This is a genomic window from Gilliamella sp. B3464 (genome assembly GCF_026536145.1).
Taxonomy (GTDB): Bacteria; Pseudomonadota; Gammaproteobacteria; order Enterobacterales; family Orbaceae; genus Gilliamella.
In genome coordinates, this window is sequence record NZ_JAFNOQ010000029.1 from 1 (window position 1) to 1416 (window position 1416).

General features: G+C 35.0%; 3 protein-coding genes. 1 reads left to right on the top strand and 2 read right to left on the bottom strand.

Annotation, left to right across the window (positions count from 1 at the left end):
- The first annotated feature begins 341 nt into the window (after nt 1-341).
- Nucleotides 342-542 carry a SymE family type I addiction module toxin gene (locus J3U57_RS12620; protein ID WP_267344994.1) on the top strand — a complete coding sequence of 67 codons (201 nt, stop codon included), beginning with the start codon at nt 342-344 and terminating at the stop codon, nt 540-542.
- A gap of 51 nt (nt 543-593) precedes the next feature.
- On the opposite strand, the gene J3U57_RS12625 is transcribed toward J3U57_RS12620, so the two are convergent.
- Both J3U57_RS12625 and J3U57_RS12630 read right to left on the bottom strand, forming a co-directional pair.
- Complete coding sequence (locus tag J3U57_RS12625; protein WP_267344991.1) at nt 594-959, bottom strand: hypothetical protein; 366 nt, start codon at nt 957-959, stop codon at nt 594-596.
- 2 nt (nt 960-961) lie between these two features.
- Nucleotides 962-1416, bottom strand: a 455-nt coding sequence (locus J3U57_RS12630) for a hypothetical protein (RefSeq protein ID WP_267344992.1), incomplete at its 5' end; no start/stop codon positions are given.

Here is a 1416-nt window from a genome sequence, read left to right on the forward strand (position 1 = left end):
GCGTTATCGATTGTTCATTGTCTTTTTTATTATAACCGGCTGGCATTGATGGCATGCCAATGGTGCTGACGCCAACACTGCTGCTACTGACTTTATAATCCGCTTTATTTTCGCTATGATTTTGATTAGTGGATAGTTGAAAAAGCGAGGAACTAAAGCCACGGGACGAGCTTAAGCTTAAGTTTTAGGTGGTCAAGCAGATGAGTGCTGACGAGCAGAAGTCAATAAAAGAGATTTTAGATGCGATGATTTTAAAACATCAAGCTAAGCAGTTGCTTGGTTGATTAAAACCGAGCGAGCTAAACAAGAGAAGTAACATAACACAGTAAATAATAGCGCAGATTAACGGTGCACTAACATCACAACTCAATGAGCGGTTTTATACCGTGAGTTACATGCCACAAGGCACAAAGCCCAACCCCAAACCGCAACTGACCATTAAAGGCAGGTGGCTGGAGCAGATAGGCTTTTATGTGGGCTGCCCTGTTATCATTAAGATTGAACAAGGCAAGTTAATTATTGAACTTGCGATGCAGTTCTAAAAGATAATAAGTAAGATCCACGAGGGTTAGGTGGAGGTCTACCTTAAATACTTATTGGTTACGAAAAGCTAAAGCATACTCTTTAGACTTTTTTAATAGTCCTTCCTCAAATTTTTTCCATTGTTCTGGGTTTGATGTTGAGTTGTTGACTATTGCTTCTATAAGTCCTGTTGCAGTAGCGTTAGCTAATTTATCATCTGAAGATGATATTCCTTCCTCTATCAATTTGAATAAATATTTTTTATTTATTTCATCAAGGTTATCAAATTCATTAAATAAACATTTTCCAATATTTGAAAACAATACCGTTAAGGGAGGGGATTCCGGTTCCCAATATGAATAATTTTTATTTATTTCACTTTCAATAACAACAGATAATATCTTAAATTTATTTGTAAAATCAGTATAGTTAAACATTTCTATTTACCTTTCAATGCATTTTGTAAATCTTTTAAAACATTTTCAGCAGCTGCTCTATCACCACTAGGTGCTGTGGGGTTTCTTTTTATCCAATCTTGTAAAGCTCTTGAATAATCTTCAGCTTTTTGAGAATGTGTTTTTCCTCCAACACTTTGCCCTGTAGATAACTCGTGACGAACTGCATCAGCTGTACTTCCACTTCCAATTTTTGCATTCTCCCTATATAGATCATCAAACAAACCTTGCAATTGTTTATCTTTTACAATGGGTTTTTCCATTTGGGAAATTGTTTTATCTTTATATTTTTCATAATTATTTACGTTATGTGCCTGATTGGTATTGTTCCAATTTTCAGTAAGCTGATTTTCATTTTTTACATGTTCACCAAAATTACTACTTTCATTAGCTTTCTGATTGGTGTCCTGATTATCCAGTATTTTATCCTTAGTCTCTT

What these genes read in the sequence shown, in the direction of transcription:
- J3U57_RS12625 (WP_267344991.1), bottom strand. Translation starts at nt 959, where the DNA reads ATGTTTAACTATACTGATTTTACAAATAAATTTAAGATATTATCTGTT.